The organism is Azoarcus sp. DN11 (assembly GCF_003628555.1).
Taxonomy (GTDB): domain Bacteria; phylum Pseudomonadota; class Gammaproteobacteria; order Burkholderiales; family Rhodocyclaceae; genus Aromatoleum.
Genome location: NZ_CP021731.1, coordinates 1,464,222 through 1,483,296 on the forward strand (window position 1 = coordinate 1,464,222; position 19,075 = coordinate 1,483,296).

The window sequence follows — 19,075 nt, forward strand, 5'->3', positions numbered from 1 at the left end:
GGGATGTCGAAAGCGGCTGAATTGGCCGGTTTTTGCCGGTCTTATCGCGGCAAGCGGCTTGTCGGGGCAGGACTAACATCCCTGGCATGGAAGGTGCAATGAGGCGAATGCCGGCTGATGGCCTTTACGGCAGTTGGCGGCGGAACTTGAGGTGATGCCATGAAGACCCAACTCGACAGCGCGCTGCAGTTTCATCAGACGGCCCTGAACCTGCAGGCGCAGCGGCAGCAGATGCTGGCGTCGAACATCGCGAACGCGGATACGCCGAACTACAAGGCGCGCGACGTCGATTTTCGTGCCGCGTTGAAGGGGGCGATGGGCGAGCGCATGGGGCCGCTCGAACTGACGGGCACGTCGTCGCGCCACCTAGGCGTGGCTGCGGAGACTCCGTTCGGGGCCTTCGTCGGGTTTCGCCGGGAGTTCCAGTCGAGTGTGGATGGCAACACGGTGAACATGGACGTGGAGCGTGCTGCCTTCGCCGAGAACGCGGTGCATTACGAGGCGAGCGTGACCTTCATCAACGGCCTGCTGCGCAGCATGCAGACGGCGATCACCGGTCAGTGAGGGGAGGGCAGGCGTCCATGAGCATGTTCAATGTTTTTGCGATTGCGGGTTCGGCGCTGCATGCGCAATCCGCACGCCTGAATGCGACGGCGTCGAACCTCGCGAACGCGGATAGCGTCGCCGGGCCGGACGGGCAGCCGTATCGCGCGAAGCAGGTGGTGTTCACGGCGACGCCGGTGGCGGGGCCGGGCGGGGTCGGCGTGAAGGTGTCGGACGTCGTCGAGAGTGCGGAGCCGGGGCGGCTGCAGTATGACCCCAGCAATCCGGCGGCGAACGGGGAAGGGTATGTGACGATGTCGAACGTGAATGTGGTCGAGGAGATGACCAACATGATTTCGGCATCGCGCGCGTACCAGGCCAACGCGGAAGTGATGAATACGGCGCGCACGCTGCTGCAGCGTACGCTGCAGATCGGACAGTAAGGGTTCCTGGAGCGGATCATGGCAACGGTCAACAACACGGTTTCGGCGGCGGCAGATTCGGCACTGGCCTTACTCGCGCGGAAGGACAAGCCCGAGGCGAAAGCGGACGCGAATGGCCAGGGCCGCTTTCTCACGCTGCTGACCGCGCAGCTGAAGAATCAGGATCCGATGAATCCGCTGGACAACGCGCAGGTGACTTCGCAACTCGCGCAGATCAGCACGGTGGATGGCATCGAGCGGCTCAACACGATGCTGACGCAACTGCTCGGCGGTCAACAGTCCGCCGAGTCCCTGCAGGCGGCGTCGCTGGTCGGGCGCGGGGTGCTGATTCCGGGCAACAGCCTGAAGCTGGGCGACGCGGGGTCGATCGGCGGTTTTGCGCTCGACGTGCCTGCCGATGCGGTGACGATGCACATCAAGGACGCGCAGGGCCTGGAGGTCGCGGCGGTCAACCTGGGGTCCTTCGCCGAGGGGACGCACAACTTCCAGTGGGACGGCACGACGCTCGGCGGCAGCCGTGCGGCCAACGGCAAGTACAAGGTGAGCATCGAGGCGGTGACCGGCGGCAAGTCCGTGCAGGCGGAGGTCCTCGAGTTCGGGGCGGTATCTAGCGTGGTGCGCGGCACCAAGGGGACCGACCTCCAGATTGGCGACCTCGGCATCGTGAAGATGTCCGACGTCAGGCAGATTGTTTGAGACTGAAGGTCCAGGGAGACGATCATGGCATTCCAGCAAGGCTTGAGCGGACTGAATTCCTCGTCCAAAGCCCTCGATGTCATCAGCAACAACGTGGCGAACTCGAGTACGGTGGGCTTCAAGGCGGGGCGTGCGGAGTTCTCCGACGTCTACTCGGCGGCGATGAACGGTGCGGCGGCTGGTGTCCAGGTGGGCATCGGTTCGGCGATCGGCGCGGTGACGCAATTGTTCTCCCAGGGCAACATCACGACGACGAACAACCCGCTCGACGTGGCGATCAACGGCAACGGCTTCTTCCGCATGACGGCGCCGGATGGGTCGATTGCGTACACGCGCAACGGGCAGTTCGATGTGAATAAGGACGGTTTCATCGTCAATGCGCATGGCTTCCAGCTGACGGGTTTTGCCGCGACGAATGGCGTTATCCAGGCGGGTGGGGTGCCGCAGCGGCTGCAGCTCGATTTCTCGGACGTGCAACCGAAACCGTCGTCGCAGATGACGCTGGCGATGAACTTCGATTCGCGCGAGCCGGTTTCGCCGTCTTTCAACCCGGCGAACCCGACGCCACTCGATCGTGCGAACGTGGCGGCGGGCGGGTACAACTTCTCGACGTCCGCGACCGCCTATGACACGCTGGGCAATGCGCATACCCTGACCTTCTTCTTCCAGAAGACCGCAGCGGGCGTGTGGAACGGGTACTACCAGGTGGATGGCACGGGCAGCGCGACCGCGATCCCCGCACCGGGTTCGCCGCTGCAGTTCGACACGGCCGGCAAGATGACATCAGGCGGCCAGTTCAGCATCACCTTCCCTCAATTTGCCGGCACCGGCGCATCGGCGACGCAGGCGATCAGCTTCAATCTGGCGGATTCGTCGCAGTTCGGCAGCGCGTTCGGCGTGAATACGCTGCGCCAGGACGGTTTTGCCTCGGGGCGCCTGACGGGTATCACGATCGGGAGCGACGGCGTCGTCCTGGGGCGATACAGCAACGGCCAGAGCCGCGATCTCGGTCAGGTGGTGATGGCGAATTTCCAGAGTCCCAACGGGCTGATGTCGCTCGGCAACAACCTGTGGGCGGAATCGCCGGATTCGGGGCAGCCGATCATCGGTGCGCCGGGCAGCGCGAATCTCGGTTTGCTGAATGCGGGTTCGGTCGAGGAGGCCAATGTCGACCTGACGGCGGAGTTGGTGCAGTTGATCGTGCAGCAGCGCGCCTACCAGGCCAACGCCCAGTCGGTGCGCGCGCAGGACCAGATCCTCCAGACGCTGGTCAACCTGCGCTGATCGGTTCCGGATAAGGGGGTAAGACATGGACCGGTTGATTTATACGGCGATGACCGGGGCGAAGTCCACGCTGGACCAGCAGGCCGCCGTGTCGCACAACATGGCGAATGCGACGTCGACGGGTTTCCGCGCCGAGATGCACAAGCTGCGCGCCGTGCCGGTGCAGGGCGAGGGGCTGGCGACGCGGGCCTTCGTCGTCGATGCGAGCGTGGCGACGAATTTCGAGCCGGGTGTGATTCAGCAGACCGGGCGTCCGCTGGACGTGGCGGTCGAGGGCAAGGGTTGGCTCGCGGTGCAGCTGCCCGACGGGCGGGAAGCCTACACGCGCGACGGCAGCCTCGAACTGAGCCCGAATGGCGTGTTGCAGACGCGCCGCGGCCTGCCGGTGCTCGGCGACGGCGGTCCGATCACGTTACCGCCGGACAACGAGATCTCGATCGGCAAGGACGGCACGATTTCGGCGATGCAGGCCGGCGGAGCCGAGAACGTCGTGAACGTCGTCGGGCGGCTGAAACTGGTGAATCCGCCCGAGGCCTCGCTGGTGCGGGGCGACGACGGGCTGTTTCGCACGCCCAATGGTCAACCCGCGCCGTTGGACGAGAACGCGCGCGTCGCCGGGGGTTTCCTCGAGGGCAGCAACGTCAGCGTGGTCGACCAGATGGTGACGATGATCTCGCTGGCGCGCCAGTTCGAGATGCAGACCAAGATGCTGCAGACCGCCGAGGCCAACGACCGGGCGGCAACGCAGCTGCTCTCGGCGCGTTGAGCAGGACGGGGCGAGCCAGGAAATTAGCGGGTCTTTTCGGCGGGTGTTCCGGCGATTGAGTCGTCCGGCGCCGCCGTAAACTGGCCGCGAGACTGCAGGCAGACCGTCTGCCAGCGAAGGGAAAGGGAGTCAGGATCATGATTCGCTCATTGTGGATTGCACGGACGGGCCTCGAGGCGCAGCAGACGCAGCTGGACGTGATTTCGAACAACCTCGCGAACGTTTCCACCAACGGTTTCAAGCGCGCGCGCGCGGTGTTCGAGGATCTGCTCTATCAGACGATCCGGCAGCCGGGCGCGCAGAACACACAGCAGAACCAGATCGGCAGCGGACTGCAGATCGGCGCCGGCGTGCGCACGGTGGCGACCGAGCGCATCCACACGCAGGGCAACCTGCAGCAGACCGGCAATCCGCTCGACATGGCGATCCAGGGCAACGGTTTCTTCCAGGTGACGCTGCCCGACGGCACGCCCGCCTATACACGCGACGGCGCCTTCCAGCTCGATTCGCAGGGGCAGATCGTGACGGCGAGTGGCTTCCCGATGGAGCCGGCGATCATCATCCCGAACGATGCGCAGACGATCACGATCGGCCGGGACGGGACGGTGAGCGTGTTGCAGGCGGGGCAGACCGCGCCGACGGTGGTGGGCAACATCCAGATCGCGACTTTCGTGAATCCGGGCGGCCTCTCCAGTGCAGGCGAGAACCTGTTCCGCGAGACGGTCTCAAGCGGCACGGCGACCCCCAACACGCCGGGAAACAATGGTGCCGGCCTGATCAACCCGCAGTTCGTCGAGACCTCGAACGTCAACGTGGCCGAGGAGCTGGTGAACATGATCACGACGCAGCGCGCCTTCGAGCTCAACTCGCGCGCGGTGCAGACGTCCGACCAGATGCTGGGACGGCTGACGCAGCTGTAAGGAGCGCATCATGAACCGCCTGAGCTTGCCGGTCCTGTCGATCCTGATACTGCTGTCGGGCTGCGCGTCGATCTACACCACGCCGCCGACGGTGGTGCATCAGCCGATGTCGGTGCGGCCGGAGGCTCGCTCGCAGACGGTGCCCACGAACGGCTCGATCTACCAGGCGGCGCAGATGCGGCCGCTCTTCGAGGACCGGCGCGCACGCCTCGTCGGCGACACGCTGACGATCAACCTCGTCGAGCGCAACACTGCACAGAAGCGCGCCAACAGCAGCGCCACCCGCGATTCAGACACCACCGGCGGCATCACGGCCGCATCGAAAGTGCCGCTGGCGGGGCTGGCAGGCATGAATCTGAAGGCCGGCGTGAAGTCCGATTTCGAGGGCAAGGGCGCTTCGGCAGCGAACAACGTGTTCAACGGCACGATCACCGTGACGGTGATCGAGGTGTATGCGAACGGCAACTTGCTGGTGTCGGGTGAGAAGCAGGTGGCGATCAACCAGGGCAGCGAGTTCATCCGCTTCTCGGGCGTGATCAATCCGAACACGGTGACGGCGGCGAACACGGTGCAGTCCACGCAGGTTGCGGATGCGCGGATCGAATACAAGGGTAGCGGTTATATCGACGAGTCGAACACGATGGGATGGCTGCAGCGCTTCTTCGTTGCGGTGTCGCCGTTCTGAACGTTCGAGTCCGTCGCGGGAGTCGATGATGTGGCGCATTAGGGGGCTTCGCGCGTTCGCGTGCGCGCTGGCGTTGCTGGTTGCGGGAACGGCGTGCGCCGCGGAGCGGCTGAAGGACCTGGCAACGATTGCCGGTGTGCGCGAGAACCAGCTCGTCGGCTACGGTCTGGTGATCGGTCTTGACGGTAGCGGCGACCAGACGACGCAGACGCCTTTCACGGTGCAGAGCATCATCAACATGCTCGGCAACATGGGCGTGTCGATTCCGACGGGCACCAACCTGCAGCTCAAGAACGTCGCCGCGGTGATGGTCACCGCGAGCCTGCCGCCGTTTGCGCGGCCCGGCCAGCAGATCGACGTGACGGTGTCCTCGATGGGCAATGCGAAGAGCCTGCGTGGCGGCACTCTGGTGATGACCCCGCTGAAGGGGGCGGACGGCCAGGTGTATGGCGTGGCGCAGGGCAACTTGCTCGTGGGCGGCGCGGGAGCGGCCGGGGGCGGTGCGTCGCAGACCATCAATCATCTGTCTGCCGGGCGGATTCCCGGCGGTGCGACCGTCGAACGCGCCGTGCCGACCCCGATCGCGCAGGGCGAGTTCGTGGTGTTCGAGCTCAAGGACACCGATTTCGGCACCGCGCGGCGGGTCGTCGACGCGATCAACATGGCGACTTCCGGCGGGACGGCTCAGGCGCTGGACGGGCGCTCCGTCCAGGTGCGCGCGCCGCTCGATCCCTCTGACCGGGTTGCCTTCCTCGGCAGGCTCGAGAATCTGGAGGTCACGCCGGTGCAGCAGGCGGCGAAGGTGATCGTCAATTCGCGCACCGGTTCGGTGGTGATGAATCAGACGGTGACGCTGCAGAACGTTGCCGTCGCGCATGGCAACCTGACCGTGACGGTGGGGGTCGAGACCGCCGTGAGCCAGCCGGCACCGCTGTCGGGCGGGCGCACGGTGACGACGCAGAGCGGTGCGGTCGATATCAAGCAGGAACAGGGCACGCTGCACAACGTCCGTGCCGGGGCGAACCTCGCGGACGTGGTGAAGGCGCTGAACGCGCTCGGCGCCACGCCGATGGACCTGGTGAGCATCCTGCAGGCGATGAAGGCTGCGGGGTCGCTGCGTGCGGAGCTGGAGGTGATCTGACATGGTTGCCGTCCCCCAGATCAACGTCATGGACCCCAACGCGCTGGCCGGCATGAAGCGGCTCGCGCGCGATGGCAATTCGCCCGAGGGCCTGCGCGCCGCGGCGAAGCAGTTCGAGGCGATGTTCCTGCAGATGGTGCTGAAATCGATGCGCGATGCGACCCCGTCGAACGGCATGTTCGACAGCGACCAGACGCGGCTTTTCCAGACGATGCAGGATCAGCAGATGGCGATGAACATGGCGCAGGGGCGCGGCATCGGCCTGGCGGACGTGATCTTCCGCCAGCTGGGCGGGGAGGCGGCGACGCAGGCGGCAGGCGGCGAAGGCAGCCTCGATGTGTCGCGCATCCCGCGGCGGGCGGCAATCGTTGCCGGCAGCCGCTTGCCGGCGGCAGAGTTGGCCGCAGGTCGCGCCGCAGACCCGGCCGATGACGCCGACGAGTTGTCGCAGTTCGTGGCCCGCCTTGGTGCCGTGATCGGGGGGGGCGGGAAGGAAGACCGACACGATGCGTCCGGCCGGTGGTGCCGCCGAATCGCCGGATGCGCTGTCGTCGTCGCGCCCGGCTCCCGAAGGGGCGCGGGAGTTCGTGAACCGCGTGTGGGCACATGCCGGCGAGGCGAGCCGCAGCACGGGAATCCCGGCCCACTTCATGGTCGGGCAGGCGGCGCTGGAAACCGGGTGGGGGCGTGGAGAACTGCGCCGGGCCGACGGGGCGCCGAGCTACAACCTCTTCAACATCAAGGCCGGGCCGAACTGGAAGGGGCCGGTGGTCGAGGTGCCGGTCACCGAATATGCGAACGGCCGGCCCTACACCGAAACCGCGCGCTTCCGCGCCTATGGCTCGTATGCCGAGGCGTTCCGCGACTATGCGGGCCTGTTGCGTGGCAATCCGCGCTATGCCGAGGTGCTGGGCCAGACCGACGCCGCCGGTTTCGCCCGCAGCCTGCAGCAGGCAGGCTACGCGACCGACCCGATGTATGCGGACAAGCTCACGCGCATCATCGGCGGCGCGACGCTGCGGACGGCTCTCGCCGGATGAGGCTGTCGCCTGGCAAAAGTTTTGCTAGGTAATGCCGTAAGAGCAGCGGTAACGAGGAAGTCATCATGGCAGGACTACTGAGCATCGGTCTGACAGGCATCAACAGTTCGCAAGCGAACCTGTTGACGACCAGCCATAACATCAGCAACGCGAACACGCCGGGCTTCAACCGCCAGGAGACCCTCCTGACCACGGCGGATCCGTTCTTCTCGGGCGCCGGGTTCTTCGGCCAGGGGGCCAGGGTCGACGGCGTGCGGCGGCAGTACGATCAGTTCCTGAGCCAGCAGGTGCTCAATGCGTCGGCGCGCAAGGAAGAATTTTCCGCCTACAACACCCAGATCTCGCAGATCGACAACCTTCTTGCCGATACCAGTTCGGGGCTGTCTCCGGCGCTTGCCGATTTCTTCGCCGGCGTGCAGAACGTGGCGACGAATCCGACGAGCGTTCCTGCGCGACAGGCACTGATTTCCACCGCGGGGTCGTTGGCGGCGCGCTTCAACGGACTCGATACGCGGCTGAACGAGATCCGCGACATCAACGAAGGCCAGATCGTCAGCGCGGTGGATTCGATCAATGCCTTTGCGCGCCAGATCTCGGACATCAACGAGCGCATCGCGCTGGCGCAGGTCGGCGGGACCTCGATCCCGGCGAACGACCTGCTGGACCAGCGCGACAACCTCGTCGCGGAACTCAACAAGTTGGTGAAGGTGAGCACGACAAAAGAGTCGGACGGCTCGCTCAGCGTGTTCATCGGCAGCGGCCAGCCGCTCGTCGTCGGCAAGTCGGTATCGCAGCTGCTCGTCGCGGCCGATTCGTCGGTGCCGCCCGACCCCTTCCGCGGCGAGATCCGGCTCGCGACGCCCGGCGGCGGTTCGGTGCTGCTGCCGGATTCGCTGCTCACTGGCGGGCAGCTCGGCGGGATGCTGAAGTTCCGCAACGAGACGCTCAACTCGGCGCGCGAACAGCTGGGCGACCTCGCCATCGCCGTCTCGGGCCAGTTCAACGCGATTCACGCTGCGGGCTACGACCTTGACGGGACGACCACCGGTGTCGCCTTCTTCAAGGATCTGAGCAGTTTCGCCGGCACGGCCCTCGGGCGCCGCGAGGCCGCCGGGGCCTTCTCAGTCGCGATCACCGACCCGCGCAAGGTGGCTGCTTCGGGGGCGCCGACCGCGACGGTGGGGGCCGGCGGCAGCAACAACGAGAACGCGCTGAAGCTCGCCGCGCTGCAGACCGAAAAGGTCATGAACGGCAACACCGCGACCTTCCAGTCGGCCTATGGGCAACTGGTCAGCTTTGTCGGCAACAAGGCGCGCGAGGTGCAGATCGGCGAGCGCAGCCAGGACGCGCAGCTGCAGCAGGCGGTCGATGCGCAGCAATCCCTGTCCGGGGTGAATCTCGACGAAGAGGCGGCCAACCTGATCCGTTTCCAGCAGTCCTACCAGGCGGCGGCCCGGGTCATGTCGGTCGCCGGGACGCTGTTCGACGATATCCTGTCGATTTCACGTTGAGCGGGAGTGACATCGTGAGAATTTCCAGCAGCATGATCTTCGACGCGGGCCGCAACGCGATGATGCAGCAGAGCGGGAGCCTCCTGCACACGCAGCAGCAGCTGTCTTCCGGGCGCCGCATCCTTACCCCTTCCGACGACCCGATCGGTGCATCCCGTGCGCTCGAAGTGACGCAATCGAAAAGCGTCAACACGCAGTTCCAGACCAACCAGGGTTATGCCAAGGATGCGCTGGCCGGTCTTGAGAGCAATCTCGGCAGCATCACCGACATCCTGACCTATGTCCGCACCCGTGCGGTGGAGGCGGGCAACGGGGCGTTCAGCGCCAGCGAGCATCAGTCGATCGCGACCGATCTCGAGGCGCAGTTCAACGCGCTGCTGGGCATTGCCAACAGCAAGGATGCGGCGGGGGATTTCCAGTTTGCCGGCTACCAGTCCGCGCAGCCCGCCTTCTCGGGTGGCGCTGCGGTTCCGTCGGCCGGGCCGGCTACCGTGACGTATGCGGGCGATGGCGGCGAACGCAGCATGCAGGTCGGGTCGACCCGCGTCATGCCGGTCGCCGAGCCGGGCAGCAAAGTGTTCATGGCGGATGCGACCGGCAAGTCGCAGATGTTCGGCGCCATCTCGGATTTCATTACCGCGCTGCGCGATCCGGCATCCAACGTTTCGACGGCCGTATCCAAGGCCATCGGCGACATGGATGCAGCGCTCGAGAACGTCAACACCATCCGCGCGTCGGTCGGCTCGCGCATGACGGAACTGGATTCGCTGGGTGACCTGTCGGCAGTCCAGGACCAGCAATATGCCGGAACCCTGTCCCGGCTGCAGGATCTCGACTACAACGAGGCGATCACGCGCTTCACGCAGCAGCAGACGGTGCTGCAGGCGGCTCAGCAGTCCTACCTGCGCGTAACGGGCCTGTCGCTGTTCAACCTGCTCGGCCGCTGAGGTTTCGAAGGTGATCCGCGTGCCCGCCCGCCTCGCCCTGTGGCTGATGGTCCCTGTCGTCGCGGGATGCGCAATGCTGCAGGAAAACGGGGCGAAGGTCGCGGGGGGCGTCGGCGCGGCGATCACCGCTTCCGAGCTCGACCTGTTCAAGACGGAGTTCATCGGCGGCGCGTTGATCGCTTACGCGATCTACGATCCCCTGGCGCCGACGTGGACGATCTCCGTGACCCGGCTCGACGAGGAGCGCGTGCGCTTCGACTTGCGCATGAAGAGCCTGGTCACGGGCGGCGAGGGCGAGGCGCGTCAGGTCTTCATGCGCAATGCGCGGGAAATCGCCGAATCGAAAGGCTTTGCCGGATACGACGTGATGCGTTTCGAGGAAGGCATCGACTCGACCCGTCCGTTCGCGCAGCGGGTCGCGAGCGGCGAAGTGCGCTACCGGCGTTCGCGCACCTTCCCGGGCATCTGAAACCGCATTAAACGAAAGCGCGCAGCAGCCGGTCTATCCCGTCGAAGCCGGATTCGAAGATGCGCTGCAGCACCGGCGCAAGGCGCCCCAGGCTCAGCAGCAGCACCACGAACCCTACCGAAAGCGTCACCGGAAAACCCACCGCGAAGAGGTTGAGCTGCGGTGCCGCCCGCGTCAGCACGCCGAGGGCGGTGTTGGTGATGAGCAACGCCGCGACCATCGGCAGCGCCAGCAGCAGGCCCGACGCGAACATCACGGCGGCGTACGAGGCGATCACCATCCACCCCGCGCCCTTGGGCAGCTTGCCGACCGGAAGCCATTCGAAGCTCGCGACGACGACGTTCACGAGCATCAGGTGGCCGTTCATCGCCACGAACACGAGCAGCGTGAGCAGGCCCATGAATTCGGCGATCACCGATGACTGGCCGCCGGTCTGCGGACTGAAGAACACCGCGAAGGACAGGCCCATCTGCAGGCCGATCAGTTCGCCGGCGACGTCGACCGCGGCAAACATCAGCCGCATCATGAAGCCCATCGCGATGCCGATGAAGGCCTGCTGGGCGAGGACCGCCAGCGCCAGCATCGAGTCGGCCGGCACCGCGGGCATCGGCGGCAGGGCCGGCAGCACCGCCATCGCCATCGCCAGGCCGATGGCCAGGCGCACGCGCACGGGCACCATGCGGTTGCTGAACAGGGGCGCCGCCGTGATGAGGCCCAGCAGGCGCGCCAGCGGGAACATCAGCGCGGCGAGCCAGGCATCGAGCTGGGCGGAGGTGACGCTCAGCATCGCCGCCGCTATCCGATCATCGTCGGAATCGATTCGAACAACCGGCGCGTGAAATCGGTGATGAGCGTGATCATCCAGTGTCCGGCGATCACCATCGTGACGAACACCGCGACGAGCTTCGGCACGAAGGTGAGCGTCATCTCGTTGATCTGCGTGGCGGCCTGGAAGACGCTGACGATCAGGCCGGTGACGAGTGCGGCGAGGAACATCGGCGCAGCCAGCATCAGGGTGATCTCGACGGCCTGGCGGCCGATATCGACGATGGTGCCCGGGGTCATGGCGAATTCTCCTGTCTTACACCGCGAAGCTGCCGACCAGCGATCCGACGAGCAGGGTCCAGCCGTCGACCAGCACGAACAGCATGATCTTGAAGGGCAGCGAAACGATCACCGGCGACATCATCATCATGCCCATCGACATCAGCACCGACGCAACCACCATGTCGATGATGAGGAAGGGGATGAAGACGAGGAAGCCGATCTGGAAGGCGGTCTTGAGTTCGGACGTGACGAAGGCCGGCACGACGACACGCATCGGCAGGTCCTCGGCCTTTTCGACGGGCGGCGTCTTCGACAGCTTCGTGAACAGCGCGACGTCGGGCTCGCGCACCTGCTTGAGCATGAAGGCCTTCACGGGCACGGAGGCGCGTTCGAGGGCCTGGTCGAACTGGATCTCGTTGCGCGACATCGGCAGGTAGGCGTCCGTATACACCTTCTCCGCGATCGGCGACATGATGAAGAAGGTCAGGAACAGCGCCAGGCCGAGCAGCACCTGGTTGGGCGGCGAAGTCTGCGTACCCAGTGCGGTGCGCAGCAGCGAAAACACGATGATGATGCGCGTGAAGCTCGTCATCATCAGCACGACCGCGGGCAGGAAACTCAGCGAGGTGAGCAGCAGCAGCGTCTGCACGCTCAGGCTGTAGGTGGTGCCGCCGCCGGGGGCGGGTGTGCCGGTGATGGCGGGCAGGCCCTGGGCGCTCGCTGCGAGCGGCAGGAGCAGCAGGCCGAACGGCGCGAGTGCGCGGATCAGCGCGCAGGAGGTGAGGGCGCGCATCGGCGCGCAGGGGGCGTCATTTCGCATCGTTGCGACGCTCCATCGAACGCTTGAGCCAGCCCTGGAAGTCGCCGAATGGGCCGGAGACGGAAGGGGCGTCGGGCGGTGTGGTGCCCTGCAACGCTTCCGCGGGCAGGGTGTGCAGCGTGCGCACGTTGCTTGGCGTCACGCCCAGCACCAGCACCGCGCCGCCCACTTCGACGAGGACGACGCGCTCGCGCGGGCCCACGGGGACTGCGCCGAGCACTTTCAGCCCGGCGGCGGCTCCGTGCGGCGCCGACAGTTTCTTGATGAGCCAGAGGCTGCCCAGCAGCAATCCGAGGACGACGGCGAGCCCCAGCAGCATCTGCGCGAGGCCGTCGGTGATGCCCGGGGCTGCGGGAGCGGCTGTCTCCGCAGCCAGGGCCGGCGTGGCCACGCCGGCGAGTGCCAACGGCACGAGGGCGGCGAGACCGGTAAATTTCTGGAAATGCGTCACGGCGAATCTGCGCTTCTTCGGATGGAGGAAGCATACCCGCGGGCCTGTCTTGCCGACCGGGCAATAAGACGGGCAAAAGGGGGGCAATTCGGTGGTTTGCCGCGGGGGATGCAGTGCCGCGCAGCAGGCGGCCGGTACGACCGCCTGCTGCGCTCAGCCGCGGATCTTTCGCATGCGCTCGGCGGGCGTGATGATGTCGGTCAGGCGGATGCCGAACTTGTCATTGACGACCACCACTTCGCCCTGCGCGATCAGCGTGCCATTGACGAGCACGTCCATCGGTTCGCCCGCGAGGCCGTCGAGCTCGACGACCGAGCCGTGGGCGAGCTGCAGCAGGTTGCGGATCGAGATCTTGGTGCGGCCCAGTTCGACGGTGAGCTGGACCGGGATGTCCAGGATCATGTCGAAGTCGTTGAGCCCGCCCGTGCGCGGCGAGGCGGCGCCGAAGTCCGGGAACAGGTGGCTGGCGGGCTTCGCCTGATAGGGCGATTCCGCCGCGGCGGCGAGGTCTGCCGCGACGCGACGCGCTTCGGCGTCCGGGCCGCCTTCGGCCGCGGCCTGTTCCATCATGGCGGCAGCCCAGTCGTCTTCGGTGATCTGGTTGTCGAGATTGTTGTCGTTGTCAGCCATTCCGGCCTCCGATTGGTGAGGTATCGGCGTCGTCGTTGGCGAGGAAGCGTTCGACGCGGATCGCATAGTTCCCGCCCTGGCGCCCGTAGCTCACTTCGAGCACCGCGCTGCCGTCGACGTCGGCCTGCAGCAGTTTGGGCACGTCGATCGGGATCACGTCGCCGACGCGCATGTTGACGATGTCGCGCAGCGTCACTTCCGCGCTGCCGAGATTGCACACCAGCTCGACCTCGGCGCTCTGCAGCTGCCGCGACAGCAGCTTGATCCAGCGGTTGTCCTGGCTCAGGTGGTCGCTCTGCATCGTCGAGTAAAGCAGGTCGCGGATCGGCTCGACCATCGAGTATGGGAAGCAGATGTGCATGTCGGCCTGAGCGCCGCCGAACTCCAGCGAGAAGCTCGCGGAGATGACGATCTCCGACGGCGTGGCGATGTTCGCGAACTGCGAATTCATCTCCGAGCGCACGTACTCCATCTCGATCTTGAACACCGGCGCCCAGGCACGCGTGTATTCGGTGAAGACGACGTTGAGCATGCCCTGGATGATGCGCTGCTCCGTGGGCGTGAAGTCGCGGCCCTCGACGCGCGAGTGAAAGCGGCCGTCGCCGCCGAACATGTTGTCGACGACGAGGAAGACGAGGTTCGGGTCGAAGACGATCAGCCCGGTGCCGCGCAGGGGCTTCGCCAGGATGAGGTTGGGGTTCGTCGGCACCACCAGGTTGCGGACGAACTCGCCGTATTTCTGCACCTTCACCGGTCCGACCGAGACTTCGGCGTTCCGGTGCATGTAGTTGAACAGCCCGATGCGCAGGTATCGGGCGAAGCGCTCGTTGATGAGTTCCATCGTGGGCATGCGCCCACGGACGATGCGTTCCTGGGTGGCCAGGTTGTACGGGCGGACGCCCGACTGGTCCCCAGGTTCCTCTTCCTGCTCCTCGGGTTCCCCGGTGACGCCTTTCAGCAGCGCGTCGACCTCGTCCTGGGAGAGAAAATCGGAAGACATGACGTTCTCTTACTGGATGATGAACGAGTTGAACAGCACCGCCTGGATCGGCCCGGCCGGTGCGGTCGCCTTTCCGTTGCCCTGCTTTGCGGGCGCCCCGCCGAGCACGCTGTTCGTACGGGTGACGATTTCCGCGGCCAGGGCTTCGCGGCCTTCCATCGTAGACAGCTCCGACGGCAGTTTGCTCGACAGCAACAAATTGATCTGGTGGCGGATTTCCGGCATGAAGGCCTTGAGGTTCTCGCCCGTCTTCATATCCGCGACGCGCAGCGCCATGACAACCTGCAGGTAGCGCTCGCCCTCCGCCGGCGCAAGATTCACGACGAAGGGGTCCATCGGGACGAAGGTCGGGGGCTTGCTCAGATCGACAGCGGCTGCAGGGGCATCCTCACCCCCTTCTGCGTCGGCGTGGCCCTTCTTCAACAGCAGCAGGCCGACCGCTGCGGCGGCAAGCAGCGCGACCACGAGCACGGCAGCAATGAGCAGCATGAGGAGCTTCTTGCCCCGCTTCGGCACCAGGGCCGCGGTTTCAGCTGCTGCGGGAGGGGGGGTAGGGGCCTTGGCCATTCGGTTCTCCTGTTTCCACAACCGGATTATCCGCGATAAGTTGCGTCGCCCAATTGCGGAAAAGTGGGGAAGACCGGCCCCAATTCAAGCTGTCAGGCGAAGGTGTCGACCATGCCCAGGCCCGCGTGCGTCCAGGACGCGGGGGCGAGGGGCACGCTCCGGGTGTCGGCCGCATGTTCGCTGCCGATCGCACCGCGCTGCCGGCGGCCCGACCCGGCGCCGGCATCCTGCTGCGCACGCTGGTCGCTCTGGGTGCTCACGTTCGCCTGGCCGAGGCTGATGCCCGCCTGCTCCAGCACTTCGCGCAGGCGCGGTATGGCCTGTTCCAGCGCGTCGCGGGCGGCTGCGGAGGAGGCGACGAAGTGCGCTGTCGTGTGGTCGCCGCTGATCTGGATGGAGACCTCGAGCTTGCCGAGATGGGCCGGCGTCAGCACCAACTCGGCCTTGGATTCGTGCCGCCCGACCATCCACATCATGCGATTGCCGACATCTTCGGCCCATGCGCGCTGGCCGGCGGGCGTATGCACCGGCAACTGCGGCAGTGGGGGCTGTTCGGTGCGGGCGGCGCCCGGCGCAAAGGTGGGCGCATGGAGGCCGGCTGTCTGGGCGTCCGGCTGCAGGGCTTGGAGGCCGGGCGCCTGCGGCAACGACCGCTCGCCAGCCGCCATCTGCAGGCGCGTTCCGAAGGCGAGCGGGGCCGTGTCGGTCGCGAGCTCGACTTTTGCCTTGCCCGTCGTGCCCGCCTCGATTCCGGGTTCGACCGCGGGCTTGCCCTCGGTCGCGGTCTTGCCGGTGGTGGCTTCGGCGATCAGCTGGCTGAGCGTGAAGGCGCCGGACTTGTGCTTGGGGGCGTCGAGCGCGTCGGAGGTCAGCAATCCACCTCCCGCGCTGGCGGCAGGAGCGGGCGGCAGCGCGGCAACGCCCGGCATCAAACCGGCAAGGCTTGCCGCCTGGGCGGCGGGATTCGCCTCCTGACCCTTGGCCTGGGAGGCGTTGTCACCGTGCGTGGTGTTTTCTGCCGTGGTGGATTCCGGGGAGGGATTCTTGGCAGGGGGCTCGGTGCCGGTCGTTTCGTTGCCAGCGGCGGGCTTGGGTGATTCTTCGCCGGGCCGCGTTTCGTCCGCAGCGTTGTCCTGCGGGCGTTCCGGTGCCTGCGCAGCGCGCTCGGGCGGCTTTTCACGTTCCGGGCGGGCGGGAGCGCGCTCGGGGGGATTCATGCGGCGCTCCAGTGCGCGGGAAAAGCCGTCGTCCTGCGGTTCGTTGCCGTCGGCCCGGCTCTCATCGGTGCCGCGCTGCAGCGGCTGTGCCGGCGCCGACGGGGCGGTGAGGCGCAACATGCTGTTCAGTACCGGATTCGACATGGTGGATTCCCTTTCACGGCTGTGTCTGCCGTGGTTCAGCAAGGCGCATGCCAAGCTGATGTGCGCTCGGGATTCAGGATTCGCCGGTTTCGTCGCGGAGGAGATAGCGCTTGGCGGAATGCTCGTCGGACTGCCGTTGCTCGATCCGCGCCTCCTTGCGCGCCTCGCCGAGCTCATGGCGTTTCTGCGGGGTGTCGAAGGCTTTCACTTTGTTGCGCTGCGTGATCCAGGCATTCTGGCCGGCGATGGTCATCAGGCGCGAGCGATCGACGTCGGCCTTCTGGAGGCCGATTGCTTCGTCGATGCGGCCGATGAAGGCGCTGAAGTTGCGCCACTCGTCCGGGCTGATGCCGTTGCGCGCTGCCTCGTGGAAGCGCGATTCGTATTCGTCGCGATAGTTTTGCAGCAGTTCGAGCTTGCGGGTGCCTTCCTGCTCGCTGGCGATGAGTTCGCCGAGCCGGCGAGCAGCCTCGTCCATGCGCGTCTGGCTCAGCTCAAGCAGCGGCCTGAGGGGAAAAGGATGGCTCATGGTGCGGAAATGGTCGGTGTCGCGGCGTGACGCGCGCATGTAATTTGTTTTTACATTTTATACGACGATCGTCGTATCGATCCGTGATCTGCCTCAAGAGGATGCGAACAAATCACCCAGGCCGGCGACGGCGTGCGAATAGCTTTCCTGTTCGTCGATGCGCTGCTGCAGGAAGGCTTCGAGGCGGGGATACATCGCCACGGCGCGGTCGAGCAGGGGGTCCGACCCCGCTTGGTAAGCGCCTACCGCGATCAGGTCGCGCGAACGCTGATAGCGCGAGAACAGCTGCTTGAAGCGCCGGACGAGCTCGAAATGCTCGGGGCTGACGAGGCTGTGCATCGCGCGCGAGATCGACTGCTCGATGTCGATCGCGGGGTAGTGCCCCTGGTCGGCGAGCGAGCGCGACAGCACGAAGTGCCCGTCGAGGATCGCGCGCGCCGAGTCGGCGATCGGGTCCTGCTGGTCGTCGCCTTCGGCGAGCACGGTGTAGAAGGCCGTGATCGACCCACCGCCTTCAAGTCCGTTGCCGGCCCGTTCGACCAGCGCAGGCAGTCGTGCGAACACGCTCGGCGGATAGCCGCGCGTCACCGGCGGCTCGCCGATCGCGAGCGCGATCTCGCGCTGCGCCATCGCGTAGCGCGTGAGCGAATCCATGATCAGCAGGACCTGCTTGCCGCGGTCGCGGAAGAATTCGGCGATGGTCGTCGCGTAGGCGGCGCCCTGCAGGCGCATCAGCGGGCTGGTGTCGGCCGGGGCGGCGACGACGACCGAGCGCGCGCGCCCTTCCGGGCCGAGGTTCTGCTCGATGAACTCCTTGACCTCGCGGCCCCGCTCGCCGATCAGCCCGACCACGATCACGTCGGCTGCGGTGTAGCGCGCCATCATGCCGATGAGGACCGACTTGCCGACGCCCGAGCCGGCGAAGAGGCCGAGCCGCTGGCCGCGCCCGACCGTGAGCAGGGCGTTGATGGCACGGATGCCGACGTCAAGTGCGGTGTCGATCGGTGCGCGTGTCAGCGGGTTGAACGGGCGGCTTTGCAGCGAGCGGCTTTCTGCCGCGTCCAGGGGGCCGAGGCCGTCGAGCGGGCGGCCGGCGCCGTCGACCACGCGCCCCAGCATGTGTTCGCCGACGGGAAGGTGCTTGGCGCGGTCCGAGGTGCGGCGCCGCGGTGGAAGCTTGTGGCCGACCGCGATGCGGGGCGGAGCGGGTTCGACCGGCAGCACCGGGGCGCCGGGCGCGAGGCCGAACACGTCATCGGTCGGCATCAGGTAGAGCCTGTCGCCGTTGAAGCCGACGACTTCGGCGTCGATCGTTGCGCCGCCGCTGGCGAGGATGCGGCAATCCGCACCCAGCGGCAGCCTGAGGCCGGCGGCTTCCATCACCAGGCCGTTGATGCGGGTCAGGCGCCCCGAGACCTCAAACGGATTGACGCCCGCGAGCAGGCGGCGGTGTGCGTCGAGGTGGCTCGTCCAGGCCTCCGCCCCGGTCATCCTCATTTGGCCGCTTCCCAGTGCGCGTCACCGCGGCCGAGCCCTTCCAGAATCCGACGCCAGCGTGTTTCGACCGTTGCGTCGATCTCGCTCGCGGGGCTCTGGAGCCGGCAACCGCCGCGCGTCACCGTGTCGTCTTCGAGGATCTGGTGATGCAGGTGAGTTGGCTGGTCGGCGAGGTAGCTGCGCACCAGTGCGACGTCGTCCGGATGCACGTGGATGCGCACCTGCGCCTGGGGCAACTGGTTCAGGGCGGCGCGCACGGTTTCGGTGACCGCCTCCTCGGGATTCTCGGCGAGCGTGCGGCGGACCATCTGGCGTGCGACCTCGATCGCCAGCGCGACGACTTCCTCCGCCACGTCCTGGTCGAGCCGTCTGAACGCATCGTCGAGGCCGTCGGCCAGGCCGGCGAGGCGGGCCACCTGCTGGCGCGCGAGTTCCGCGCCTTCGGCGAAGCCCGCTTCATGGCCTTCGCGACGCGCATCGTCGAACATCGCTTCGATCTCGGCGGCGGTCGGGAGCTGGATTTCGGGTTGCGGTGCCGGAGGCGGTTCAGTCTCCGGAGTCTCGGTGGCCGGCTCGGGCGCGGCAGGAGCCGCCTCGGGAAGCGGGGCGTCTGCCTGGGGCTCCTGCGCATCACCGAAAGCGGGCGGCTCCCAGCGGCGATAGGCACCGACGGCCTGGTGGCGCGAGACGCTCATGGCCGGCTCCGGCGGAATTCAGGATTCATCGGC

General features: G+C 66.5%; 23 protein-coding genes and 1 pseudogene. 13 read left to right on the top strand and 11 right to left on the bottom strand.

The window, feature by feature from the left end; all coding sequences use genetic code 11:
* Window positions 1–159: 159 nt before the first annotated feature.
* From flgB to CDA09_RS06770, 13 genes and pseudogenes are all read left to right on the top strand, one after another.
* The gene (gene flgB / locus CDA09_RS06715) at window positions 160–564 is read left to right on the top strand and encodes a flagellar basal body rod protein FlgB (RefSeq protein ID WP_121427914.1); all 405 of its coding nucleotides are present in this window, start codon (window positions 160–162) and stop codon (window positions 562–564) included.
* Window positions 565–581: 17 nt separating this feature from the next.
* Window positions 582–986: a flagellar basal body rod protein FlgC gene (gene flgC, locus CDA09_RS06720; RefSeq protein ID WP_121427915.1), complete on the top strand. Its 405-nt coding sequence runs from the start codon at window positions 582–584 to the stop codon at window positions 984–986.
* Between the two features lie 18 nt (window positions 987–1,004).
* Entirely contained in the window at window positions 1,005–1,682 is a 678-nt protein-coding gene (locus tag CDA09_RS06725) for a flagellar hook assembly protein FlgD (RefSeq protein WP_121427916.1), read from the top strand.
* A gap of 24 nt (window positions 1,683–1,706) precedes the next feature.
* On the top strand, window positions 1,707–2,966 hold the full coding sequence (gene flgE, locus CDA09_RS06730) for a flagellar hook protein FlgE (RefSeq protein WP_121427917.1): 1,260 nt from the start codon (window positions 1,707–1,709) through the stop codon (window positions 2,964–2,966).
* 25 nt (window positions 2,967–2,991) lie between these two features.
* On the top strand, window positions 2,992–3,732 hold the full coding sequence (flgF, locus tag CDA09_RS06735) for a flagellar basal-body rod protein FlgF (RefSeq protein WP_121427918.1): 741 nt from the start codon (window positions 2,992–2,994) through the stop codon (window positions 3,730–3,732).
* Between the two features lie 137 nt (window positions 3,733–3,869).
* Window positions 3,870–4,652 carry a flagellar basal-body rod protein FlgG gene (flgG, locus tag CDA09_RS06740; protein WP_121427919.1) on the top strand — a complete coding sequence of 261 codons (783 nt, stop codon included), beginning with the start codon at window positions 3,870–3,872 and terminating at the stop codon, window positions 4,650–4,652.
* A gap of 10 nt (window positions 4,653–4,662) precedes the next feature.
* A complete protein-coding gene (locus tag CDA09_RS06745; protein ID WP_121427920.1) occupies window positions 4,663–5,337 on the top strand; it encodes a flagellar basal body L-ring protein FlgH in 675 nt (224 codons plus the stop codon).
* A 28-nt stretch (window positions 5,338–5,365) separates the two neighbouring features.
* Complete coding sequence (locus CDA09_RS06750; protein ID WP_121427921.1) at window positions 5,366–6,478, top strand: flagellar basal body P-ring protein FlgI; 1,113 nt, start codon at window positions 5,366–5,368, stop codon at window positions 6,476–6,478.
* A gap of 175 nt (window positions 6,479–6,653) precedes the next feature.
* A pseudogene (locus CDA09_RS23810) lies at window positions 6,654–6,704 on the top strand (hypothetical protein); the annotation flags it as partial.
* Window positions 6,705–6,984: 280 nt separating this feature from the next.
* Window positions 6,985–7,518, top strand: a complete 534-nt coding sequence (gene flgJ / locus CDA09_RS23815) for a flagellar assembly peptidoglycan hydrolase FlgJ (RefSeq protein ID WP_502697088.1) — start codon at window positions 6,985–6,987, stop codon at window positions 7,516–7,518.
* Between the two features lie 65 nt (window positions 7,519–7,583).
* Complete coding sequence (gene flgK / locus CDA09_RS06760) at window positions 7,584–9,029, top strand: flagellar hook-associated protein FlgK (protein ID WP_121427922.1); 1,446 nt, start codon at window positions 7,584–7,586, stop codon at window positions 9,027–9,029.
* 14 nt (window positions 9,030–9,043) lie between these two features.
* Window positions 9,044–9,976, top strand: a complete 933-nt coding sequence (gene flgL, locus CDA09_RS06765) for a flagellar hook-associated protein FlgL (RefSeq protein ID WP_121427923.1) — start codon at window positions 9,044–9,046, stop codon at window positions 9,974–9,976.
* Between the two features lie 19 nt (window positions 9,977–9,995).
* A complete protein-coding gene (locus tag CDA09_RS06770; protein ID WP_121430760.1) occupies window positions 9,996–10,445 on the top strand; it encodes a hypothetical protein in 450 nt (149 codons plus the stop codon).
* Window positions 10,446–10,452: 7 nt separating this feature from the next.
* On the opposite strand, the gene fliR is transcribed toward CDA09_RS06770, so the two are convergent.
* From fliR to CDA09_RS06825, 11 genes are all read right to left on the bottom strand, one after another.
* Entirely contained in the window at window positions 10,453–11,232 is a 780-nt protein-coding gene (fliR, locus tag CDA09_RS06775; protein ID WP_121427924.1) for a flagellar biosynthetic protein FliR, read from the bottom strand.
* A gap of 8 nt (window positions 11,233–11,240) precedes the next feature.
* A complete protein-coding gene (fliQ, locus tag CDA09_RS06780; RefSeq protein ID WP_121427925.1) occupies window positions 11,241–11,510 on the bottom strand; it encodes a flagellar biosynthesis protein FliQ in 270 nt (89 codons plus the stop codon).
* A 16-nt stretch (window positions 11,511–11,526) separates the two neighbouring features.
* Window positions 11,527–12,285: a flagellar type III secretion system pore protein FliP gene (fliP, locus tag CDA09_RS06785; protein ID WP_121427926.1), complete on the bottom strand. Its 759-nt coding sequence runs from the start codon at window positions 12,283–12,285 to the stop codon at window positions 11,527–11,529.
* A gap of 16 nt (window positions 12,286–12,301) precedes the next feature.
* Entirely contained in the window at window positions 12,302–12,763 is a 462-nt protein-coding gene (gene fliO, locus CDA09_RS06790; RefSeq protein WP_286164399.1) for a flagellar biosynthetic protein FliO, read from the bottom strand.
* Between the two features lie 153 nt (window positions 12,764–12,916).
* Window positions 12,917–13,393 carry a flagellar motor switch protein FliN gene (fliN, locus tag CDA09_RS06795; protein WP_121427927.1) on the bottom strand — a complete coding sequence of 159 codons (477 nt, stop codon included), beginning with the start codon at window positions 13,391–13,393 and terminating at the stop codon, window positions 12,917–12,919.
* A complete protein-coding gene (gene fliM, locus CDA09_RS06800) occupies window positions 13,386–14,393 on the bottom strand; it encodes a flagellar motor switch protein FliM (RefSeq protein WP_121427928.1) in 1,008 nt (335 codons plus the stop codon). Before fliM ends, fliN begins: the two co-directional genes overlap by 8 nt.
* A 9-nt stretch (window positions 14,394–14,402) precedes the next feature.
* On the bottom strand, window positions 14,403–14,960 hold the full coding sequence (locus CDA09_RS06805) for a flagellar basal body-associated FliL family protein (RefSeq protein ID WP_121427929.1): 558 nt from the start codon (window positions 14,958–14,960) through the stop codon (window positions 14,403–14,405).
* A 92-nt stretch (window positions 14,961–15,052) separates the two neighbouring features.
* Window positions 15,053–16,321, bottom strand: a complete 1,269-nt coding sequence (locus tag CDA09_RS06810; RefSeq protein ID WP_164844376.1) for a flagellar hook-length control protein FliK — start codon at window positions 16,319–16,321, stop codon at window positions 15,053–15,055.
* 73 nt (window positions 16,322–16,394) lie between these two features.
* The gene (fliJ, locus tag CDA09_RS06815) at window positions 16,395–16,850 is read right to left on the bottom strand and encodes a flagellar export protein FliJ (RefSeq protein WP_121430762.1); all 456 of its coding nucleotides are present in this window, start codon (window positions 16,848–16,850) and stop codon (window positions 16,395–16,397) included.
* Window positions 16,851–16,943: 93 nt separating this feature from the next.
* Window positions 16,944–18,347, bottom strand: coding sequence for a flagellar protein export ATPase FliI (fliI, locus tag CDA09_RS06820; protein ID WP_121427931.1), 1,404 nt, complete (start codon window positions 18,345–18,347; stop codon window positions 16,944–16,946).
* Window positions 18,344–19,042 carry a flagellar assembly protein FliH gene (locus CDA09_RS06825; RefSeq protein ID WP_121427932.1) on the bottom strand — a complete coding sequence of 233 codons (699 nt, stop codon included), beginning with the start codon at window positions 19,040–19,042 and terminating at the stop codon, window positions 18,344–18,346. The genes fliI and CDA09_RS06825 overlap by 4 nt, the downstream gene beginning before the upstream one ends.
* Window positions 19,043–19,075: the final 33 nt, after the last annotated feature.

Excerpts from the sequence above, each read along its gene's own strand:
- flgB (WP_121427914.1), top strand. The coding sequence starts at position 160 with ATGAAGACCCAACTCGACAGCGCGCTGCAGTTTCATCAGACGGCCCTG.
- flgC (WP_121427915.1), top strand. The coding sequence starts at position 582 with ATGAGCATGTTCAATGTTTTTGCGATTGCGGGTTCGGCGCTGCATGCG.
- CDA09_RS06725 (WP_121427916.1), top strand. The coding sequence starts at position 1,005 with ATGGCAACGGTCAACAACACGGTTTCGGCGGCGGCAGATTCGGCACTG.
- flgE (WP_121427917.1), top strand. The coding sequence starts at position 1,707 with ATGGCATTCCAGCAAGGCTTGAGCGGACTGAATTCCTCGTCCAAAGCC.
- flgF (WP_121427918.1), top strand. The coding sequence starts at position 2,992 with ATGGACCGGTTGATTTATACGGCGATGACCGGGGCGAAGTCCACGCTG.
- flgG (WP_121427919.1), top strand. The coding sequence starts at position 3,870 with ATGATTCGCTCATTGTGGATTGCACGGACGGGCCTCGAGGCGCAGCAG.
- CDA09_RS06745 (WP_121427920.1), top strand. The coding sequence starts at position 4,663 with ATGAACCGCCTGAGCTTGCCGGTCCTGTCGATCCTGATACTGCTGTCG.
- CDA09_RS06750 (WP_121427921.1), top strand. The coding sequence starts at position 5,366 with ATGTGGCGCATTAGGGGGCTTCGCGCGTTCGCGTGCGCGCTGGCGTTG.
- flgJ (WP_502697088.1), top strand. The coding sequence starts at position 6,985 with ATGCGTCCGGCCGGTGGTGCCGCCGAATCGCCGGATGCGCTGTCGTCG.
- flgK (WP_121427922.1), top strand. The coding sequence starts at position 7,584 with ATGGCAGGACTACTGAGCATCGGTCTGACAGGCATCAACAGTTCGCAA.
- fliR (WP_121427924.1), bottom strand. The coding sequence starts at position 11,232 with ATGCTGAGCGTCACCTCCGCCCAGCTCGATGCCTGGCTCGCCGCGCTG.
- fliQ (WP_121427925.1), bottom strand. The coding sequence starts at position 11,510 with ATGACCCCGGGCACCATCGTCGATATCGGCCGCCAGGCCGTCGAGATC.
- fliP (WP_121427926.1), bottom strand. The coding sequence starts at position 12,285 with ATGCGCGCCCTCACCTCCTGCGCGCTGATCCGCGCACTCGCGCCGTTC.
- fliN (WP_121427927.1), bottom strand. The coding sequence starts at position 13,393 with ATGGCTGACAACGACAACAATCTCGACAACCAGATCACCGAAGACGAC.
- fliM (WP_121427928.1), bottom strand. The coding sequence starts at position 14,393 with ATGTCTTCCGATTTTCTCTCCCAGGACGAGGTCGACGCGCTGCTGAAA.
- CDA09_RS06805 (WP_121427929.1), bottom strand. The coding sequence starts at position 14,960 with ATGGCCAAGGCCCCTACCCCCCCTCCCGCAGCAGCTGAAACCGCGGCC.
- CDA09_RS06810 (WP_164844376.1), bottom strand. The coding sequence starts at position 16,321 with ATGTCGAATCCGGTACTGAACAGCATGTTGCGCCTCACCGCCCCGTCG.
- fliJ (WP_121430762.1), bottom strand. The coding sequence starts at position 16,850 with ATGAGCCATCCTTTTCCCCTCAGGCCGCTGCTTGAGCTGAGCCAGACG.
- fliI (WP_121427931.1), bottom strand. The coding sequence starts at position 18,347 with ATGAGGATGACCGGGGCGGAGGCCTGGACGAGCCACCTCGACGCACAC.
- CDA09_RS06825 (WP_121427932.1), bottom strand. The coding sequence starts at position 19,042 with ATGAGCGTCTCGCGCCACCAGGCCGTCGGTGCCTATCGCCGCTGGGAG.